This is a genomic window from Agromyces terreus, from assembly GCF_009749465.1.
In the GTDB taxonomy this organism is placed as follows: domain Bacteria; phylum Actinomycetota; class Actinomycetes; order Actinomycetales; family Microbacteriaceae; genus Agromyces; species Agromyces terreus.
Genome location: NZ_WBIS01000006.1, coordinates 97546 through 116025, shown reverse-complemented (window position 1 = coordinate 116025; position 18480 = coordinate 97546). Strand labels below are relative to the sequence as shown.

Genomic DNA, 18480 nt, shown 5'->3' with positions numbered 1-18480 from the left:
GGACGGTGACCTCGTCCCCGAACGCCGCACCGCTGCTCGGTCTCCTGCTCGACGTCGACGGGCCCATCGCGAGCCCGCTGACCCGCTCGATCTCGATCCCGTCGATCGCCCGCGATCTCGCGGCCCTCGCGAACGCGGGCAACCCCGTGGTCTTCAACACGGGGCGCTCCGACGCGTTCATCGCCGAGCAGGTCGTTCCGCCGCTCGTCGCCGCGGGGCTCGAGCCCGGCGCCCCGGTCTGGGCGATCTGCGAGAAGGGCGCGGTCTGGGCCGAGATCGACGTGAACGGCCTCGGCGAGGTGCACGTCGACGACGCGCTCGCGATGCCGGCCGAGTTCTCCGACGCCATGCGCGCGTACGTCGGCGAGTACTTCGACGAGTTCGGGTTCTTCGACGAGACGAAGCGGGCGATGGTCTCGGTCGAGCAGCATGTGCACGTGGCATCCGCCGACTACCTCGAGGCGCAGCCGCGGTTCGACGAGCACGCCCGCGAGACGCTCGCCGCCCTCGGGTACGGCACGGTGCGCGAGGGCGCCGAGCGACCGGATGCCGCGGGGCGCGTGCACTGGCGCATCGACCCCACGATCATCTCGACCGACGTCGAGTCGGTACGCCTCGGTAAAGACCTCGGCGCGGCGCGGGCCGTCGAACTGCTCGGGGCCCGCGGCATCCGCCCGCAGCACTGGCGCACCATGGGCGATTCGCGGGGCGACTACCACATGGCCGACTGGCTGCACGCGCGCGGCGAAGCGGTGCGGCACGTCGACGTGCGGCCCGCCGACGGCGTGCCCGACACGGGGTACCCCGTGCTCACCGCGGGCGACCTGATCCACGATCACGCGGGTGCGGTGTTCCTCTCGCGCTGGGTCGAGGCGTCGCGTCGCGGCGATCTCGGCGACGACGAGTAGGTCGGCGGATGCCGCGCACGAACGAGGATCCGGGGCCGCCCGGCCGTGCCGCGGCATCCGACGCCCCCGCTCTGCGGACGCATCCGATCGCCCTGATCCCCGCGGTGCTCGTCTGCGGCGCCGCCGTGCTCCTGTTCGGGTTCCTGCTGCCGATCGCGGGCTACGCGATGCTCGCCGCGGGCCTGCTGGCCGCGTGGCTCTGCGATCGCTCCGGCCGCACCGAGCGCCTGCTCGCCGACCTCGCGCTCATCGCCGTCGGGCAGGTCGTCATCTCGACGGCCTCGATGAAGGCCGACCTCAGCGACGCGGGCATGGTGCGGTTCGCCGTGGTGCTCGGGCTCGCGGTGCTCGTGCCGTTCCTCATCTCGCGGTTCGTGTACCGCGAACGCACCATCCGGTTCCCGTGGCGCACGGGCCGGCGGTGGAACCGCACGCAGTGGCTCTACCTGATCTTCGTGACGCTCGCCGGCTGGCTCATCCTGCCGTTCTACTTCATCACGTCGGGCGTGTATCAGAACTGGCCGACGGTCACCGAGCCCGACGAGATCGGGCGGCTGCTCGTCGGCGTCATCGCCGTGGGCACGTGGGATGAGCTGTTCTTCATCTGCACGGTGTTCGTGCTGCTGCGCCGGCACTTCCCGACCTGGCAGGCGAACCTGCTGCAGACGATCGTGTTCGTGTCGTTCCTGTGGGAGCTCGGCTACCAGTCGTGGGGGCCGCTGCTCACGATCCCGTTCGCGCTGATCCAGGGGTACACGTTCAAGCTCACGAAGTCGCTCGGCTACGTGTTCACCGTGCACATGCTCTTCGACGCGGTCGTGTTCGCGGTGATCGTGTACGCGCACACCGGGTGGCCGCCGATCTTCCTGCTCGCGCCGTAGCGGTGCCCGCGCCGATGCGCGCTTTGTGGTCAGACCACAGGTTCCGGCGAGAATTCGGCGCTCCCTTGTGGTCAGACCACAGACGTCTCGCATTCCCGGGCGAGCCGTCGTACGGTGGAATCACGAGGTTGCGAACCGTGCATTCCCGTTGAACCGCCCGGGTTCCGGGAGTCGACGCGGTCGGAACCGAAGGGAACGCCCCGGCGTCCGTCCCTATCGGGCGTGCTGCGGTCCCGTCATCGTCGTGGATGACCCCGCGTCGCCGATTCCCGGCCCCCCACGGGTTTCGGCAGCGCGCGACCGGGCGGCGCGGGCCTGGAAGTCCCCCCGCTCCAGGACCCCGTCCGGTCGCCTCGCTCGGGCGCTGAAGGCGACGCTCGGTCAATGGGGAGTCCTGCCGATTCCGGAGGCGATTCTCCGCTCCTATGGTTGACCGCGTGCACGCCATGCACGACTCCACGACCTGATCGGAGAACCACCAGGTGAAATCACTCAAGGGCCGGCTCGCTGCGGGAGCGCTCGCGCTCGCGATCGCCGGATTCGGTGCCGTCATTCCCGCGACCGCGGCCAACGCCGCCGGATCGACCGGCCACGGATGTACGTCGTACACGTACGCGTCCGGCGGCTACGCGACCTGCGTCGGAAAGATCCAGACGATGCTCAACGGACTCGCGACCTCCCGGGGTTCGTCGTACGGCGGCTACCAGCTCGCCGTCGACAACAGCTTCGGAGCGAACACGAAGACCAACGTCAAGCGTTTCCAGAGCTACCTCGGTCTCGTCTCCGACGGCATCGTCGGACCGATCACCTGGAACCAGCTCTGCCGGTACGTGGGCGTGCGCTCGTTCATCGAGTACAACTCGCCCGCCAAGATGAAGGCTGCGTGGAATGCCGCCTACGACGCCGGCTGCTACGTGGAGAAGCCCGCTGCGGGGGCCGGGTTCACCACCGTCTCGAAGTACCCCCGCTGAGCCTGACGTGCCTCCGCTGCGTCCGAGGCACGTCACCGAGAACCCCCGGCACTGATCGCCGGGGGTTCTCGTGTTCACGACAGGCGGGCAGGCTCTGGCGTGTTCGCGAACGCGGTGCTGTCGAACGGCCGCTCGGGCAGCGTGCGCAGCACATGACCTGCGGGGGAGTGCCATCGCATCACGCCGCCCGGCTCGTGTTCGACGCGCCAACCGCTCTCGTGTTTCAGCCGATGATGATGTCGGCACAGGGCGGCGAGGTTCGAGGCATCCGTTCGCCCGCCGCGGTGCCAGGCGACGGTGTGGTCGAGATCGGCGCGGTCGGCTCGTCGTGAGCAGCCCGGAAAGCGGCATCGTCCGTCGCGCACACGCACGAACCCGGCGAGGTCGGCGGGTGCTCGGTAGGTGTCGCGACCATAGCTGAGCAGCGCGCCCGACTCTGGATGCACGAGGATGCGTCGCATCGACGGGGCGTGCGCGGTCAACCGCCGAGCGGTTTCGGCGTCGATCGGGCCGTACCCCTCGAGGTCGGCGGGTTCGTCGTCGAGACCGAGCAGCGTGAGCACGGGCACCGTGACGTTGATGCGCGGTTGGACGACGCCGGTGACCGCACCGGACGCGGTGCCGGTGACCGCACCGGACGCCGTGCCGGAGGCCTCGCCGAGCAGGAGTTCGGCCGCAGCATCGAGCCCGCGCTGCGCGAGGGTGCGGAGGTCGCCCGCCGCCGGATCCCGATGCGCCAACGCCTCGAGCCGACGCTCGATCGCGACCGCCCGCTCGGCCTCGAGGTACAGGCTGAGCCAGGCCATGCCGTCGTGCGCGGGTTCGAGGCAGATGCGTCGTTCGACGGCCGCACGTGCCCGGCGATCGACCAGGGGTTCGGGGTGCAGTCGTTCGCGAACCCGCCGCATGCGCCGGCGCAGGTCGGCGTTCGTCGAGACCGTGCCGTCGGCCGACGCCGCCTCGGCCGCGTCGAGGGCGACCCGCTCGACGGCGTCGGCGACCTCGGCGGGCACGCCCTGCGTGAGTTCGAGCACCGACCGCACCTGCGTGAGCCCGAGAACGCCCGACTCGAGCGCCGCGAGCGTCGCCGCGCGCGGCCCGGTGAGTCGCTCGGCCTCGCTGACGAGACGAGACGCGGATGCCTCGTGCCGACCGAGGGTCGTCGCGAGCTCGGCGACGAACGACCGGGTCGCGAGATCGCGTTCGGCGGCGCTGCTCGCGGCCGTGACGCCCTCGACCTCGGCTGCGGCCTCGCGAGCGAGCTGGACGTGCCGGTACTGATCTGCCTGCGCCTGACGGATCATGCCGTCGTACGCCGAGATCGCCGCCAATCTGAACTGCAGCGCCGTGAGCGGCGGGGCGTCGATGATGGCGGGCATGTCTTCATCCAAACAGGACCCACCGACATTCGAACACGCCGGTCGGAGCGAGAAACCGCAGGTCGAACGCCAATTCGGCGCTACCGCGCGTCGACGTGGTACTCCAACTCCCAGCCGACCGAGACGAGCCAGGTGCCGTCGGCGATCGCGTCGTCGGGCACGATGAACGCGTAGTTGCCGGTGCCGCTCTCGCCCGGCTGCAGGTCGGGGAGGTCGAAGAACGCGTCGGGGATCGCGCCGTAGTTCTCCTCGATCTCCTCGCCGTCGGCCGTGACGAACGTGAGGTAGAGGTCCTCCCAGGCCGACACGGGCGAACCGGGGCTCAGGGCGTCGTCGTGGTACGTCACCGTCACCGGGACGAGCACGTACGAGGAGCCGTCGGGCGCGGAGTCGTTGTCGTCGGCCTCGGCGGCGACGAGGTCGTCGGCGTCGAGGTTCGGCGCGACGATGGTGATCGAGTAGAGCGGCTCGCCGAGGCGTGCGATCTCGACGGTCTCGCCGATGGGGAACGGATCCTCGGCCGTGCCGGCTGCGGATCCGCCGACGATCTGCGTGTCGGCCTCGTACGACGGATCGCCCTCGACGTCCGTGTCGTCGCCGGTGTAGCCGGAGTCGAAGCCCGACTCGATCGAGTCGTTCACCGCGTTGATCGACACCGCCGCCACCAGGAAGACCGACACGACGCTCATGATGATCGAGAGCACGAAGGCGATCGAGCCGAGGATGAGTCCGGTGAGCCCTTGGCCACGCTTCGCCGAGCGCTTCGTCACGAGCGCGGCGATGCCGAAGGCCACCGCCGCGATCGCCGGCAGCCAGGCGATGAACGCCGCGAACGGGATCGCGGCCAGCACGATCGCCACGATGCCGGTGATGAGGGCGGTGAGCCCGAACGGGTTCCTCGCCGAAGGGGAGGGGGCGGATGCCGCGGGCGAGCCGTAGGCCGGCGGTGCGCCGTAGGTCGGGGGCGCCGGGTAGGCCGACGGTGCCGCGTAGGCCTGGGGCGCCGGGTAGGTCGACGGAGCCCCGTAGGCCTGCGGCGCGCCGTAGGCCGGCGGAGCCCCGTACTCGGTCGGCGGCGGTCCGTACGGCGGCACCGGAGTCGCCGCGGGTGCGGCGGGCTCGACCGGCGCCGCCGTGAATCCGAGGTCGGCGGGGGTCGGGATCGGCGGCACCGCGCCGTCGCCCGACGGCGTCGCGAGCCGGTCGTCCGCGGGTCGGTCGTCCTCGGGCCGGTTCGGCGTCTCGGTCACGTCGGTGCTCCTCTCCGGGGCGTGGTCGGCGACCCGGTCGCGAAAGTATCCCACGGGCGCGAGAGGTCGGTTCACGCGGCGGCGGCCGCGAGGCATCCGCTCTGGTAGACTCTTCAGGTTGCCGTGAAACGGCCGCGCATCAAGAGAGCTCAGGCAATCCGCCCCGGGCAGCGCGCAACGAATGAGAAAGGGGATCCCATCTATGGCACTTGAAGCAGACGTCAAGAAGGCGATCATCGAAGAGTACGCGACCCACCCCGGTGACACCGGATCCCCCGAGGTCCAGATCGCGCTCCTCACGAAGCGAATCAAGGACCTCACCGAGCACCTGAAGGAGCACAAGCACGACCACCACTCGCGTCGTGGCCTGCTCCTCCTGGTCGGTCAGCGCCGTCGTCTCCTCGGCTACCTCGCCGATGTCGACATCAACCGCTACCGCAAGCTCATCGAGCGTCTCGGTCTGCGCCGCTAAGCGTCGTTCCCGACGCGGCTCTCGCTGATACCGCGAACTTCTTGCGAAGGCCCCCGCCCCGCTCTCACGAGCCGGCCGGGGGCCTTCGTCATGCGCCCGGCCCTCGTCATGCGCCCGGCCTTCGTCATGCACTCAGTAGTAGACCGACGCGTCGACGTCGACGCCCTCCGGAATCGCGACGGCGGCGACCCACTCGCGTGCGGCATCGAGCGCGTCCTGCGTCTTCGGGATGATCGTGAGCGTCAGCCCGCCCGCGTCGTCGGGTCCGATGCCGACCCTGGTCAGTGTGCTCAGGCCGAGCGAGTCGATGGCCGCGTCGCCGAGGTCGCATGCGTCGGCGAAGGCGGCGTCATCCACGGCGTCGAGTCGGACTTCGAGATCGGTGCGGCCCTCCACGCGCGACGTGATGATGCCGGCTGAGGTCTGCTCCTCGCCGAGGGCGCAGAGTTGCTCGAAGCTCGTGACATCCGTCAGCGCGATGCCGACCCGAGCGTCGCCGATCTCGACCCGGTCGATCGTGACGCCCGTGGGCAGGGTGCCGTCGACCACGGGCAGCTGGGCGAGGTTGTCGGGCTCCGCCCAGTAGGTCGTTCCGCGGTAGACGACGGTCCACGAACGCCCGTCGGTCTCGGCGCGCAGGGCCTCGAGCTCCGCGGCCCTCTCGATGACGTCGAGGTCGTCGGTCGTCACGGTCACGGCTGCGCGGCACGTGGTCGCGGTGAAGGGCAGCGCGCCCGTGCAGGAATAATCGGCATCGACGGATGCCTCGAGTCCGGCCTCCTCGACCTCCGTGTCGACACGCTGCTGGCCGGCGTTGATCTTGGCGAAGTACTCGGGGACGCACCCGCTCAGCAGCAGGGCGACCGCCACGACCGCCCCTGCGGCGGCGAGGCGGCGGCCGTTCACGACCGTCCCTTCGGCGTGGAGGCCGACCCGGCCCGCGCCTTCGATCGCCGCGGCGCACCGGGAGCACGGCCCCGCCGGGTGAGCACGAGCGCCGCGACCGTCGTGACCGCGGCGACGAGCAACGGCCAGCCGATCTGCGGGATCACGGGGTGGTCGGCCGGGATGTCGCCGGTCAGCCACACGAACCCGACGAAGGCCGTGAGCGTGGCCAGCGGTGCGGTCCACACCAGCAGGTCGCGGAACACCCCGCGCCGGAAGCCCATCGGGGCGCGCCGGAGGCCGACGAGGATGCCCGCCGCCCCGATCGCGATGGCGAGCAGCTCGAGACCCAGCACGACGGTGAACGGCAGGGCGGCGATCGCCCGGCTCTCGTGCATCGCCCGCTCGTCGGGGCCGGTGAAGGTGCCCGCCGGGAAGTCGAGGCGAACGCCGAGGTCGTCGGCCGTGATCTGCAAGGGGAGCCCGTACTCCGTGTCCTCGAGCGCCAGGGAGGCGGTGAGCTCGCCGTCGGACTCGTCGACGGTCTCCTCGGTGCCGTGCTCGGAGAGCTCGACACCGGGGTACCCGCCGTCGACCTCGCCGAAGGGCACGACCGTCTCGGGCCATTGCGCGGCCGGGCCGTCGCCGCTCGTGTCGAGGGTGATCCAGCCCGACTGCAGGGCGAGCGCCGAGAGCTCCTCGCCGATGCGGAACTCGACCCGGGTCGGCGCGAACTCGTGCGTCTCGGGATCGCGCCAGAGCCCGCTGTAGTGCCAGTCCTCGATGAGCGCCGCCCAGCGCACCCGGTCGACGATCGGCCCGGATCTCGGGCCGCCGTCATCGCCCGGCACGGCGAACGCCGCGGAACCGAGGGTGTAGTCGATCTCGAGGTCGTGCGTGCCGGAGAGCACCTCGGTGAACGCGGTGCGCATCAGGAGCGTGTCGCCGTCGCGTGTCGTGAGGTACGGGGCATCCGCACCGTCGAGGCGCACCGCATCGACCCGCAGCCCGAGCGACTGGCCGTCGACGAGGTCGGGCCACTGATTCGCGAACTGGGGCACCTGGCTGCTCGAGTCGTCGAACGCCACCGTGTAGCGCTCGGTGACCTCGACCACGGCCGCGCCGTCGGCGCCCCGGGTGAGCTCGCCCACGATGTCCGCCGACTCGACGTTCGTCCAGAGGGTGCCGGGGACGTCCTGGTCGTAGGCGGCGTACTCGCGGTACGTGTCGTACGGATTCGGCACGCGAGCCATGAGCACGATCATGGCCGGGAGCAGCAGCACCGAGGCGCCGATCACGAGCAGGCGGGCCCAGCCGAGGTATCCGGGGGTCTGCCAGCCCTTCGCGAGCTCGACGTCGCCGAGTTCGGCCTCGAGCAGCGCACCCACCCGGCGGCCGCTCGATCCGGCGTCGCCGCCGAGCACCGCATACGGCATCGCAGGGTCGGTCGCCGGCCCGCGGTCGAGCAATTGCGTGCGCTCGGCGTACACCTCGACGCCGAGCAGGTCCTGCTTCAGCAGTGCGCCGCGCCGCGTGAGCGGGCGCGAGGACCAGGCGATCCACATGACGAGCGCCGCGAGCACGGTCGAGACGAGCACGAACGCGACGGGCCACCAGACGATCGAGAGCGTCGTCTGATGCGAGAGCTGTCGGACGAGCCCCCACTGCACGAGCATGAGCGCCGGGGGAGCGGCGAGGAACGCGTCGCGCACGAATCCCCTCGGCACACGGCGCAGCCCGTCGGCGACCACGGCCCGCCGCTCGGCGCCGAACCAGTACCGTGCGAGCGCGCGGGGCAGGTTGCCGAGCCGGCCGGTGCGGCGCGCGGCCCGCGCGGCGTCGATGCGCTGCGCCCGGCCTTCGACGCCGCGCACCGGCTTCGACGGGATGCGGTCGAGCGATACCGCGAGCTCCATCGCCAGCGGTGCGCCGAGCACATGCGCCGCGATCGCGGGCGACGTGTCGGGAGGGTCGTGGCGGGCGAGGAACCAGGGCCGGCCCCTGGCATCCGCCCACGCCACCGCGCGGGCGGCCAGCGCGAACAGCAGGGCGACCGCGAGGAGCACGAGCGGAACGACCGGCCCGAACGTCTGCACGATGAACCACGGCGAGTTCGGCGGCATCGTGAAGGTGCCGGACTCGAAGCTCATCGTGAACCACGCCTGCGCGTGCGGCGGGATGTTCTGGTCGTTCACCAGGCGGAAGGTCGTCGACCCGGCAGGGCTGTCGGCCTCGGGCTCCAGCCACTCGCCGCCGCCGACGAGCAACCACGCGAGCGCACCGCGCGGGGGCCGGATGAGCTCGTCGGCGAGTTCGTCGGGCATCGTGATCGCGACGTCGAGCCCGGCGAAGGCCTGCGGCCACGACGGGCCGAACACGTCCCACTCCAAGAGGTCGACGGTCGTGCCGGTCGCCTCGTCGTCGGCGGGATATGCGAGATCCTGCATGCGGTATCGCAGCACGACGTCGTGGTCGCCGGTGAGGCGCTCGCCGGCGTCGATCGCGACCGTGAGCGTCGTGGGGCCGCGCTCGATCTCGACCGCGACCGGTTCGCCGTCGAGCTCGGCGCTGATCGCCGATGGCTCCAGGGCGTGGCCCTCGTACTCGGTCGCGAGCACCCGCTCGATGCCCGTCTCGTCGACGTCGTGGGGGAAGAACGCGTCGATGCGCTCCTCGACCTCGGCCCGAAGCCGGCCGTCGTCGTCGCGCGAGATGCGGTAGTCGGCCGCGAACTCCCGTGCGATCCAGTCGTCGGTCGCCGAGCCCGCCGACGAGGTGATGTCGTCGAGGGTGAGCGGCGCGTTGATCACGGGCCCGATCAGCAGCCACACGCCGGCCGCTGCGACGGCCGCCCAGAAGACGCGGATGCCGCGGCGGAGGCCTCTGCCGCCGTGCGAGCGCAGCCACGCCTCGAGCCCGAGCAGCCAGCCGGAGAGCAGGGACCAGAGCGGCGTGTGCCTCGGCCGCTCGTCGGCGATCGCCTCGGCGGGCATCGCCCCGGCGGCCGCGGAACGATCGGGGGCGGACTCGTCGTCGGGTCGGTCTTGGCGAGTCACCCGGCCGATTCTATTCGGCATCGCGGGCCCCGGGCTCGCGCGCGCGGCCATGTCGGCCGGACCCGTCGGGCCGCGGGAGAATGGTCGGATGCCCCGTCGCCGACGTTCCCGCCGCATCACGGCGCCCATGCTCGTCATCGCCCTGGTCGTCGTGGCGGCATGGGTGTACCTGTACGGGCCCGACGGCATGCGCTCGGAGGCCGGCGACGCGTGGCTCCCGCCGGCCGCGAGCGACGGGGCCGGCGGGCCCGGCGACGGCGCGGGCACGGTCGACCCCGACCTCGCGCGGCTCGTCGTGGCCGAGGGCGGTGCGACGCAGCCGTACGATCGCGACCGGTTCGGCGAGGCCTGGCTCGACGTCGACGGCAACGGCTGCGACACCCGCAACGACGTGCTGATCCGCGATCTGGCCGACGTGCGCTTCCGCTCCGACAGCGCGGACTGCGTCGTGCGCACGGGCACGCTCACCGACCCGTACACGAACACGGTCATCTCGTTCGTGCGCGGGCCCGACACGTCCGATGCCGTGCAGATCGACCACGTCGTGCCGCTGTCGTACGCGTGGCAGCACGGCGCCTCGACCTGGACCGACGATCGCCGGGCCGCGTTCGCGAACGACCCGGCGAACCTGCTCGCGGTCGACGGCCCCGCGAATCAGGCGAAGTCCGACTCGGGCCCGGCCGAGTGGATGCCGCCGGCGACCGGGTACGCCTGCACCTACGTCGACCGGTTCGCCGCGGTGCTCCTCTCCTACGAGCTCACCGTGTCGCCCGGCGACCTCGACGCGATCGTGCGCGTCGACGCCGGGTGCTGACCGGCCGCGTCGTCGAGGCCGTCGCCGCGCGTCAGTCCTCGCCGCGGGCGCGATAGGCCCGCACGGCCATGCGGTTGCCGCATCGGCTGGTGCAGAAGCGGCGCGAACCGTTCTTCGAGAGGTCGACGTAGAGGCTCTCGCAGTCGTCGGCGTCGCAGATGCGGAGGCGTTCCATCTGGTCGGAGCGGATGACGTCGACGAAGGCCATCGCGGCCTCGACGAGGATGCGGGTGGCGAGCGGCTCGTCCAGGGCGACGGCGTGGATGTGCCAGTCGAGGTCGTCGTGGCGCACGAGCCGGGGGAGCGCCTGCGCCTCGGCGAGCAGGTCGTTGACGGCGTCGGCGGCGGCGTCGCGTTCGAGGAGCCAGAGCCCGCGGAGCACGTCGCGGGCCTCACGCACCTCGGCGAGTTCGCGGGCGTCTCGGTCGTGTCGGCCGGAGAACCCCCATCGGCTCAGCAGGTCGCTGAGGCCGGCGACGGTGCGGAGTTCGTCGTCTCCGGAATCGGATGCCGCGGGCGCGGTGTCGGTGAGGGCCGCGGCGAAGGCGAGCGCCGCCTCGGTGTCATGGGTGAAAAACATTTGACTCCTGACGATCTTCACGAGTACTGTCACGAGCATAACGAGTTTCGACCATGACGGGGGTCGACTCGCGAGCGGATGGAACGGTGTCGGAATGCGTGCTTCACGCGGCATCCTCGGGATCATGATCGGCCTGGCCTCGGGCCTCGCCTTCGGCGCGGGCGGCGCGATCGTGAAGCCCCTGCTCGAGTCCGGCTGGTCGCCAGGCGCGGCCGTGTTCTTCCGGGTGCTCGTCGGGGCGATCGTGCTCCTCGTGCCCGGGCTGATCGCGCTGCGGTTCGACCTGCGCCCGCTCTGGCGCGCGAAGTGGACCGTGCTCGTGTACTCGGTCGTCGCGGTCGCCGGCGTGCAGCTCGCGTTCTACATGTCGATCGCGCGCATCCCCGTGAGCACGGCGCTGCTCATCGAGTACCTGGCCCCGGTCGCGCTCGTCGCGTTCGCCTGGATGCGCACGCGGCACATGCCGCAGGTCGTCGTCCTCGCGGGCTCGGTCGTCGCGATCACCGGCCTCGTCCTCGTCATCGGGCCGGCGGGCGGCGCGATCGACCCGCTCGGCATCGCCTTCGCCGCCGTCGCCATGGTCGGCGTCGCGGTGTACTACGTCATCGGCGAACGCAGCGACGCCGGCATCCCGCCGATCGCGCTCGCGGCGGTCGGCCTGTTCATCGGATGCCTCGTGCTCGGGCTCTCGCTCGTCATCGGCGTCGTGCCCTTCGAGGCGCACTTCGGCGAGGTCGCGTTCTTCGGCACGTCGGCCCCCTGGTGGGCGCCCGTGATCACGGTCGGCGTCCTGTCGACCGCGTTCGCGTACGTGTCCGGCATCATGGCGATCCAGATCCTCGGCACGAGGCTCGCGTCCTTCCTCGGGCTGTCCGAGGTCGTCTTCGCGGCCGTCGTCGCCTGGATCCTGCTCGGGGAGGCGATCGGCCCGATCCAGTTCCTCGGCGGGGCGCTGATCCTCGGCGGCATCGTGCTCGTGCGGTTCGAGCGGCCGGCGCCGGGTCTCGTCGCGGCGGAGCCCGACCTCCCGCTCGGCGCCGAGCCGATGCCGCTCGACATCCCGGTGGAGGCCGATCCGCCGCACCAGTTCCCGGCGGTGACCGGCTCCGTCGAACGCCAGGGCATCTAGGCTTCCGGCATGCGCTTCGGAATCTGCATCCTGCCCCAGGCCGACTGGCCGGCCGCCGCCGAGCTCTGGCGCGGCGCCGAGGAGTACGGCTTCGATCACGCCTGGACGTACGACCACCTCTCGTGGCGCGACCTCGCGGGCGAACGCTGGCACGCGACCGTGCCGACGCTGACGGCGGCCGCCATGGTGACCGAGCGCATCCAGCTCGGCACGTTCGTCGCGTCGCCCAACTACCGGCATCCGGTGCCGTTCGCGAAGGACATCGCGAGCGTCGACCAGATCGCGGGCGGCCGCCTCCTGCTCGGCATCGGCTCAGGCGGCACGGGCTGGGACGCGACCGTCCTCGGCGAGCCGCTCCTCACGCCGCTCGAGCGCTTCGAGCGGTTCGCGGAGTTCACGGAGGCGCTCGACGGGCTGCTGCGCTTCGAGGATCCCGCGGCTGCGGCATCCGATGCTCCCGGCATCTCGTACGAGGGCGACTGGTATCGGGCCGTGAACGCCCGCATGGTCGGCGCCCCCGCGCAGGCGCCCCGCATGCCGCTGCACGTCGCCGCCGACGGGCCGAAGGCCATGGCGCTCGCGGTGCGCCTCGGCGACGGATGGGTGACCACCGCGGGCTCCGTCGACGATACCGAGCAGTGGTGGGCCTACGCGGGCGTGCTGTCGCGTCGGTTCGAGGACGCCTGCGCGAGCGCGGGGCGCGACGCCGCGACCGTGCCGCGCACGCTGCTGCTCGACTCGTCGGCGCGCTACGCGCTCGCGAGCGTCGACGCCTTCGAGGACGCCGTCGGGCGCGCCGCCACCCTCGGCTTCACCGACGTCGTCGCCCACTGGCCGCGCGAGCACGGCATCTACGCGGGCGATCGCGCCGTGCTCGACGAGGTCGCGTCGCGCCTGCCGTCGCTGCGCTGAACCGAGCGGATGCCCCGACCGGCGTTTTCGGCGGTCGCAGCGGTCGCGATAGCCTGACAGGCATGCCCGCACCCCGCTCGAAGCCCCTCCTGGCGTGGGAGCCGGCGCCGTATCTCGTGCTCATCGCGCTGCTGATGTTCACCGGGCTCGTGCGGCCGAGCTCGTCGCCGTGGCTGTTCTGGCCGTATTCGGCGGCGCTCGCGGCGACGCTCGTCTGGCTCGTCGTGCCGCTCGTGCGCGACCGCCGGGGCGTCGCGAACCCCGATCGGTGGGGCGATCTGTCGAGCCTCGACGGGCTCGAGCTGCTCGACGCGCCGCGGCGCGAACGCGAGGTGCGCACCGTGGTTCCGGTGGCCGACGTGCGGCGGCATCAGGCGGCGATCGACCTCGCCCGCATCCACGGCGGCGCCGAGCAGCATGCGGTGCTCGTGCCGCGGGCGAGCCGGTGGCTCTCGCGCCGGTACCGGGTGGGCGTGCAGCTCGTCGGCGGCGACCGCCCGCGTCATGCGGGATTCCTCCCGGATGCCGCCGGCGAACCCTGGCGCGACCGACTCGACGCGCTCCGCACCGAGGGCGTGTTCGTGCGGGTGCCGGCGCTCATCACGGGGGAGTCGCGCCCGTTCGGCGTCGACCTCGACACGAGCGGTCTCGAGCGAGTGCTCGCGGAGCGCTGAGCCTCAGGACTCGACGGGCGCGCCCTGGTCGGACTGCTCGGCGGCGATCTGGGCGCGCACCTGGTCCATGTCGAGGTCGCGCACCTGCGAGACGAGGTCGTCGAAGACCGGGCGGGGGAGCGCGCCGGCCTGCGCGAAGACGCCGATGCCGTCCTTGAAGGCCATGATCGTCGGGATCGACGTGATGTTCATCGCCGCGGCGAGCTGCTGCTGGTCTTCGGTGTCGACCTTCGCGAAGACGAGGTCGGGGTTGGCCTCGGACGCGGCCTCGTAGTTGGGCGCGAACTGCATGCACGGGCCGCACCATCCGGCCCAGAAATCGACGAAGACGGTGCCGCCCTCGAGGATCGTCTTCTCGAAGGTCTCCAGGGTCAGTGCGACGGTAGCCATGCATCGAGCCTACGTTCTCCTGCGTGGGAGTCGGCTGATCGCCGTCCGCCCGCGCCCCGCGCAGGAATCCTGCGTCGGCGACCCGATCCTCGGCAGGACGCTTCCGCGGAAGCGGTCGTCCTCATATGCTTGCCCCCCAAACGGGCGTCAACGGGTGACGTCCGTGAGGAAGGAAGATGATGCGCACGACAGCACCACGATCCAGATCCGTCCGAACCCTCGCGCTCACGTCCGCCGCTGCGGTGGCGTTCGCGGTCCTCGTCGCGCCGACGGGAGCCGCGGTCGCGGCATCCGGCAACGCGTGCGACAAGCGCAACAACAACACCGTCTCGAAACTGCTCACCTGCGTCGACGCCGACGGTGCGATGGAGCACCTCGAGGCGCTCCAGTCGATCGGCGATGCCAACGACGGCAATCGCGCGGCCGGAACCGCCGGGTACGAGGCGAGCGTCGACTACGTGGCCGAGACGCTCGAGGCCGCGGGCTGGGAGGTGTCGTTCGACGAATTCCCGTTCACCTACGTGGGGCCGTCGACGCTGACCCAGATCTCCGCACCCTACGGCGACTACGAGACGGGGCCGTTCACCGGAAGCGGCCCGGGCGACGTGACCGCATCCGTGACTCCGGTCGACCTGGCGCTCGGGCTCGGCAACGCGAGCACGAGCGGCTGCGAGGCGGAGGACTTCGCCGGCTTCCCGGCCGGCGACCTCGCGCTCATCCAACGCGGAACCTGCCCCTTCGGAACGAAGGCGCTGAACGCGGAGGCGGCCGGGGCGTCGGGCGTGATCCTCTTCAACCAGGGCAACACCGAGGGCGACGACCGACAGGGCCTCATCGTGGGCACGCTCGGCGGCTCCGACATCGTCGGGATCCCCGTCGTGGGTGCGAGCTACCAGCAGGGCGTGCAGCTCGCCGAGGCGGGCTCGGTCGCGCGCGTGTTCGTGCCGGCTCCCGAGTCGCGGCCGCAACGCAACGTCATCGCCGAGCTTCCCGGGGTGAACGACGACAACGTCGTGATGGCCGGGGCGCACCTGGATTCGGTGCAGGCCGGACCCGGCATCAACGACAACGGCAGCGGCTCGGCCTCGTTGCTCGAGCTCGCCCAGCAGATGGCCAAGGTCAAGCCGCAGAACACGGTGCGACTCGCATGGTGGGGCGCCGAGGAGGCGGGCCTCGTCGGATCGACCGCGTACGTCGCCGGGCTGAGCCAGGAGGAGAAGGATCGCATCGCGCTCTACCTCAACTTCGACATGGTCGCCTCGCCGAACCACATCTTCATGGTCTACGACGGCGATGAGTCCGGGTTCGCGGCTCCGGTCGTGGTTCCCGATGGTTCCGTGCAGATCGAGGACCTCTTCGAGAGCTACTTCACCCAGATGGGCGTCCCGTACGACGATGCGGAGTTCAGCGGTCGGAGCGACTACCAGGCGTTCATCCTCAACGGGATCCCGGCGGGCGGCCTGTTCACGGGCGCCGAAGTGGTGAAGAGCGAGGAGCAGGCTGCCGTCTGGGGCGGCGTCGCGGGCGAGTCCTTCGACCAGTGCTACCACCAGGCCTGCGACACGATCGGGAACGTCAGCACCGAGGCGCTCGAGGTGAACATCGACGCGATCGCGCTGGCCGTGCTCGCGTACTCGTACTCGACCGAATCGGTCAACGGCGTCGCGGGCAAGCGGGTGCCGGGCGGCCTGACGCTGCCGACGCCCGCGGGGCCCGAGATGTCCTGGAGCGCCGGGGGCGGTGGCCTCGCCCCCGACCACGGCCACGACCACGGGCCGCTCGAGGGCTCCTGAGTCCAGCGGTTCGACGAGCGAGCGGGAGTGCCTCCGGGTGCTCCCGCTCGTTCGTGCGCGGGGCGCGAATGCGGCCGGGAATACGATGCACCCGGCATCCGTTGGACCGGATATATGCAAACGCATATGATTGCAGCAGAGCAGGAGACACCCAGGAGGGGCGCCATGCAATTCGGAATCTTCACCGTCAGCGACATCACCGAGGACCCGACGACCGGGCGCACCCCGACCGAGGCCGAGCGCATCCAGGCCACGCTGACGATCGCCAAGCACGCCGAGGAGGTCGGCCTCGACGTCTTCGCCCTGGGCGAGCACCACAACCCGCCGTTCTGGTCGAGCTCGCCCACCACGACGCTCGCCTACATCGCCGGGCAGACCTCGACGCTGCAGCTGACCACCGCGACCACGCTCATCACCACGAACGACCCGGTCAAGATCGCCGAGGACTTCGCGATGCTCCAGCACGTGTCGGGCGGCCGGGTCGACCTCATGCTCGGCCGCGGCAACACCGGTCCCGTCTACCCGTGGTTCGGCAAGGACATCCGGCAGGGCCTGCCCCTCGCCATGGAGAACTACGAGCTGCTGCACCGCCTCTGGCGCGAAGACGTCGTCGACTGGCAGGGCCGGTTCCGCACGCCGCTGCAGGGCTTCACCTCGACGCCTCGCCCGCTCGACGGCGTGCCGCCGTTCGTCTGGCACGGCTCGATCCGCACCCCCGAGGTCGCCGAGCAGGCCGCCTCGTACGGCGACGGCTTCTTCGCCAACCACATCTTCTGGCCGGCATCCCACACCCAGCGCATGATCGCGCTGTACCGCCAGCGCTTCGAGCACCACGGGCACGGCACCGCCGCGCAGGCGATCGTCGGGCTCGGCGGCCAGGTGTTCATGCGCAAGAACTCGCAGGACGCGGTGCGCGACTTCCGTCCGTACTTCGACAACGCCCCCGTCTACGGCCACGGCCCGAGCCTCGAGGACTTCACGCAGCAGACCCCGCTCACCGTCGGCAGCCCGCAGGAGGTCATCGACAAGACGCTCGGCTTCCGCGACTACGTCGGCGACTACCAGCGCCAGCTGTGGCTCATCGACCACGCCGGCCTGCCGCTGAAGACCGTGCTCGAGCAGCTCGACCTGCTGGGTGAAGAGGTCGTTCCGGTGCTGCGCCGCGAGTTCGCCGAGAACCGCCCCGCCGAGGTTCCGGATGCCCCGACCCACGCCTCGCTCGTCGCCGCGACGTACGGCGACGAGGCCCCGCGCCAGGCGACCCCGAAGGCGAACCGCGGCGACAACCTCGCCGGACCCTCGCCCTACCAGGACGCGAAGGCCACCCCGGCCGCCGCGCCCGCGGGATCCGCCCCCGTCAAGACCGGCTCGGCCTTCGGCCCCGCCGCGACCCGCTGACCCCGACCCGAGAAGGAGCACACCATGACCGCCAAGCGCATCGTCGTCGTCTCGTCGGGCCTGTCGACCCCGAGCTCGACGCGCCAGCTCGCCGACCGGCTCGCGGCCGACGCCGTGAGCATCCTCGCCGGCCGCGGCGTCGAGGCCGAGGTGCAGACCTTCGAGCTGCGCGACCTCGCCCACGACATCACGAACAACCTGCTGCTCGGCTTCGCGCCGCCCAAGCTCGAGGCCGCGCTCGACGCGGTGGCCGCGGCCGACGGGCTCATCGCCGTCACGCCGATCTTCACCACGAGCTATGCGGGCCTGTTCAAGTCGTTCATCGACGTGGTCGACACCCAGGCGCTCACCGACCTGCCCGTGCTGATCGGCGCGACCGGCGGCACCCCGCGGCACTCGCTCGCGATCGACTACGCAATCCGGCCGCTGTTCACCTACCTGCACGCGCAGCCGGTGACCACGGGCGTCTACGCCGCCACGAGCGACTGGGGCGGCACCGGGGCCGCGGGCGAGGGCGACGGCGTGCGCTCCCTGCCCGACCGCATCTACCGCGGCGCGAAGGACTTCGCCGACCTCGTCGAGCGCACCGACCGGTCGAGCCTCGTGCGCGACCCGTTCGCGCTCGAGGGCCCGAGCGGGCACCTCATCGGCGGCCTCGCGGGGGAGTGAGCACGGCGCCGCATCGGCGGCGTCTTCGGGGCACGGCCTGGCTCAGCCGCTCTTGCGGCGGAACTCCTGCTTCGTCGCGGCGTTGCCCTGGGCGTGGTCGACCGCGCCGCGACCGTCGAGGTGCGCCTCGCCCCGGTGCTGCTGCTTGTTCTTGCGCTCGAGCGCTTCGCGGAACTTGCGCTTGACGTCGTCGGAGGGGCCGGCCTTCGCCTCGCCGCTCGCGCCGCCCGCGTCGTTCGCGCCCGCGGTCGTCTGGTCGTCGTCGGAAGTCATGCGCCCAGTCTAGGCGCGGCCGGACACCCGTCACCGGGTGCCCGGG

General features: G+C 71.5%; 18 protein-coding genes. 11 read left to right on the top strand and 7 right to left on the bottom strand.

From position 1 onward, the window contains the following. Positions 1 to 5 precede the first annotated feature (5 nt). The 3 genes from GQQ92_RS12615 (at position 6) to GQQ92_RS16610 (ending at position 2760) form a co-directional block, all read left to right on the top strand. Positions 6 to 908, top strand: coding sequence for a hypothetical protein (locus tag GQQ92_RS12615; RefSeq protein ID WP_156999651.1), 903 nt, complete (start codon positions 6 to 8; stop codon positions 906 to 908). Positions 909 to 916: 8 nt separating this feature from the next. After that, a complete protein-coding gene (locus GQQ92_RS12610) occupies positions 917 to 1789 on the top strand; it encodes a CPBP family intramembrane glutamic endopeptidase (protein WP_232057675.1) in 873 nt (290 codons plus the stop codon). Positions 1790 to 2271: 482 nt separating this feature from the next. Continuing rightward, on the top strand, positions 2272 to 2760 hold the full coding sequence (locus GQQ92_RS16610; protein WP_197738245.1) for a peptidoglycan-binding domain-containing protein: 489 nt from the start codon (positions 2272 to 2274) through the stop codon (positions 2758 to 2760). 74 nt (positions 2761 to 2834) lie between these two features. Here the strand turns inward: GQQ92_RS16610 and GQQ92_RS12600 are convergent, their stop codons facing one another. Both GQQ92_RS12600 and GQQ92_RS16935 read right to left on the bottom strand, forming a co-directional pair. Further along, entirely contained in the window at positions 2835 to 4139 is a 1305-nt protein-coding gene (locus GQQ92_RS12600; protein ID WP_156999650.1) for an HNH endonuclease signature motif containing protein, read from the bottom strand. An 80-nt stretch (positions 4140 to 4219) separates the two neighbouring features. After that, positions 4220 to 5389, bottom strand: a complete 1170-nt coding sequence (locus tag GQQ92_RS16935; protein ID WP_156999649.1) for a DUF4190 domain-containing protein — start codon at positions 5387 to 5389, stop codon at positions 4220 to 4222. Between the two features lie 202 nt (positions 5390 to 5591). On the opposite strand from GQQ92_RS16935, the gene rpsO reads away from it, so the two are divergent. Next, positions 5592 to 5861, top strand: a complete 270-nt coding sequence (rpsO, locus tag GQQ92_RS12590) for a 30S ribosomal protein S15 (protein WP_056658110.1) — start codon at positions 5592 to 5594, stop codon at positions 5859 to 5861. Between the two features lie 132 nt (positions 5862 to 5993). Here rpsO and GQQ92_RS12585 read toward each other — a convergent pair whose 3' ends face one another. Both GQQ92_RS12585 and GQQ92_RS12580 read right to left on the bottom strand, forming a co-directional pair. Further along, positions 5994 to 6767, bottom strand: a complete 774-nt coding sequence (locus tag GQQ92_RS12585; protein WP_156999648.1) for a hypothetical protein — start codon at positions 6765 to 6767, stop codon at positions 5994 to 5996. Then, positions 6764 to 9802, bottom strand: coding sequence for a hypothetical protein (locus GQQ92_RS12580; RefSeq protein WP_156999647.1), 3039 nt, complete (start codon positions 9800 to 9802; stop codon positions 6764 to 6766). Before GQQ92_RS12580 ends, GQQ92_RS12585 begins: the two co-directional genes overlap by 4 nt. Positions 9803 to 9890: 88 nt before the next feature. Here GQQ92_RS12580 and GQQ92_RS12575 point away from each other — a divergent pair, with 88 nt between their 5' ends. Further along, on the top strand, positions 9891 to 10616 hold the full coding sequence (locus GQQ92_RS12575; RefSeq protein ID WP_156999646.1) for an HNH endonuclease family protein: 726 nt from the start codon (positions 9891 to 9893) through the stop codon (positions 10614 to 10616). A gap of 31 nt (positions 10617 to 10647) precedes the next feature. Here GQQ92_RS12575 and GQQ92_RS12570 read toward each other — a convergent pair whose 3' ends face one another. Continuing rightward, complete coding sequence (locus GQQ92_RS12570) at positions 10648 to 11196, bottom strand: CGNR zinc finger domain-containing protein (RefSeq protein WP_156999645.1); 549 nt, start codon at positions 11194 to 11196, stop codon at positions 10648 to 10650. A gap of 94 nt (positions 11197 to 11290) precedes the next feature. On the opposite strand from GQQ92_RS12570, the gene GQQ92_RS12565 reads away from it, so the two are divergent. From GQQ92_RS12565 to GQQ92_RS12555, 3 genes are all read left to right on the top strand, one after another. Further along, positions 11291 to 12325 carry an EamA family transporter gene (locus GQQ92_RS12565; protein ID WP_156999644.1) on the top strand — a complete coding sequence of 345 codons (1035 nt, stop codon included), beginning with the start codon at positions 11291 to 11293 and terminating at the stop codon, positions 12323 to 12325. Between the two features lie 9 nt (positions 12326 to 12334). Then, entirely contained in the window at positions 12335 to 13237 is a 903-nt protein-coding gene (locus GQQ92_RS12560; protein ID WP_156999643.1) for an LLM class flavin-dependent oxidoreductase, read from the top strand. Positions 13238 to 13299: 62 nt separating this feature from the next. Next, positions 13300 to 13911, top strand: coding sequence for a hypothetical protein (locus GQQ92_RS12555; RefSeq protein ID WP_156999642.1), 612 nt, complete (start codon positions 13300 to 13302; stop codon positions 13909 to 13911). A 3-nt stretch (positions 13912 to 13914) separates the two neighbouring features. On the opposite strand, the gene GQQ92_RS12550 is transcribed toward GQQ92_RS12555, so the two are convergent. Then, positions 13915 to 14301: a thioredoxin family protein gene (locus tag GQQ92_RS12550; protein WP_156999641.1), complete on the bottom strand. Its 387-nt coding sequence runs from the start codon at positions 14299 to 14301 to the stop codon at positions 13915 to 13917. A 176-nt stretch (positions 14302 to 14477) separates the two neighbouring features. Here GQQ92_RS12550 and GQQ92_RS12545 point away from each other — a divergent pair, with 176 nt between their 5' ends. The 3 genes from GQQ92_RS12545 (at position 14478) to GQQ92_RS12535 (ending at position 18161) form a co-directional block, all read left to right on the top strand. Next, the gene (locus GQQ92_RS12545) at positions 14478 to 16094 is read left to right on the top strand and encodes a M28 family metallopeptidase (protein WP_232057674.1); all 1617 of its coding nucleotides are present in this window, start codon (positions 14478 to 14480) and stop codon (positions 16092 to 16094) included. Positions 16095 to 16259: 165 nt separating this feature from the next. After that, entirely contained in the window at positions 16260 to 17492 is a 1233-nt protein-coding gene (locus tag GQQ92_RS12540; protein ID WP_156999640.1) for an LLM class flavin-dependent oxidoreductase, read from the top strand. 24 nt (positions 17493 to 17516) lie between these two features. Then, entirely contained in the window at positions 17517 to 18161 is a 645-nt protein-coding gene (locus GQQ92_RS12535; protein WP_156999639.1) for a CE1759 family FMN reductase, read from the top strand. Positions 18162 to 18203: 42 nt separating this feature from the next. Here GQQ92_RS12535 and GQQ92_RS12530 read toward each other — a convergent pair whose 3' ends face one another. After that, positions 18204 to 18434: a DUF5302 domain-containing protein gene (locus GQQ92_RS12530; protein WP_156999638.1), complete on the bottom strand. Its 231-nt coding sequence runs from the start codon at positions 18432 to 18434 to the stop codon at positions 18204 to 18206. Positions 18435 to 18480 lie beyond the last annotated feature (46 nt).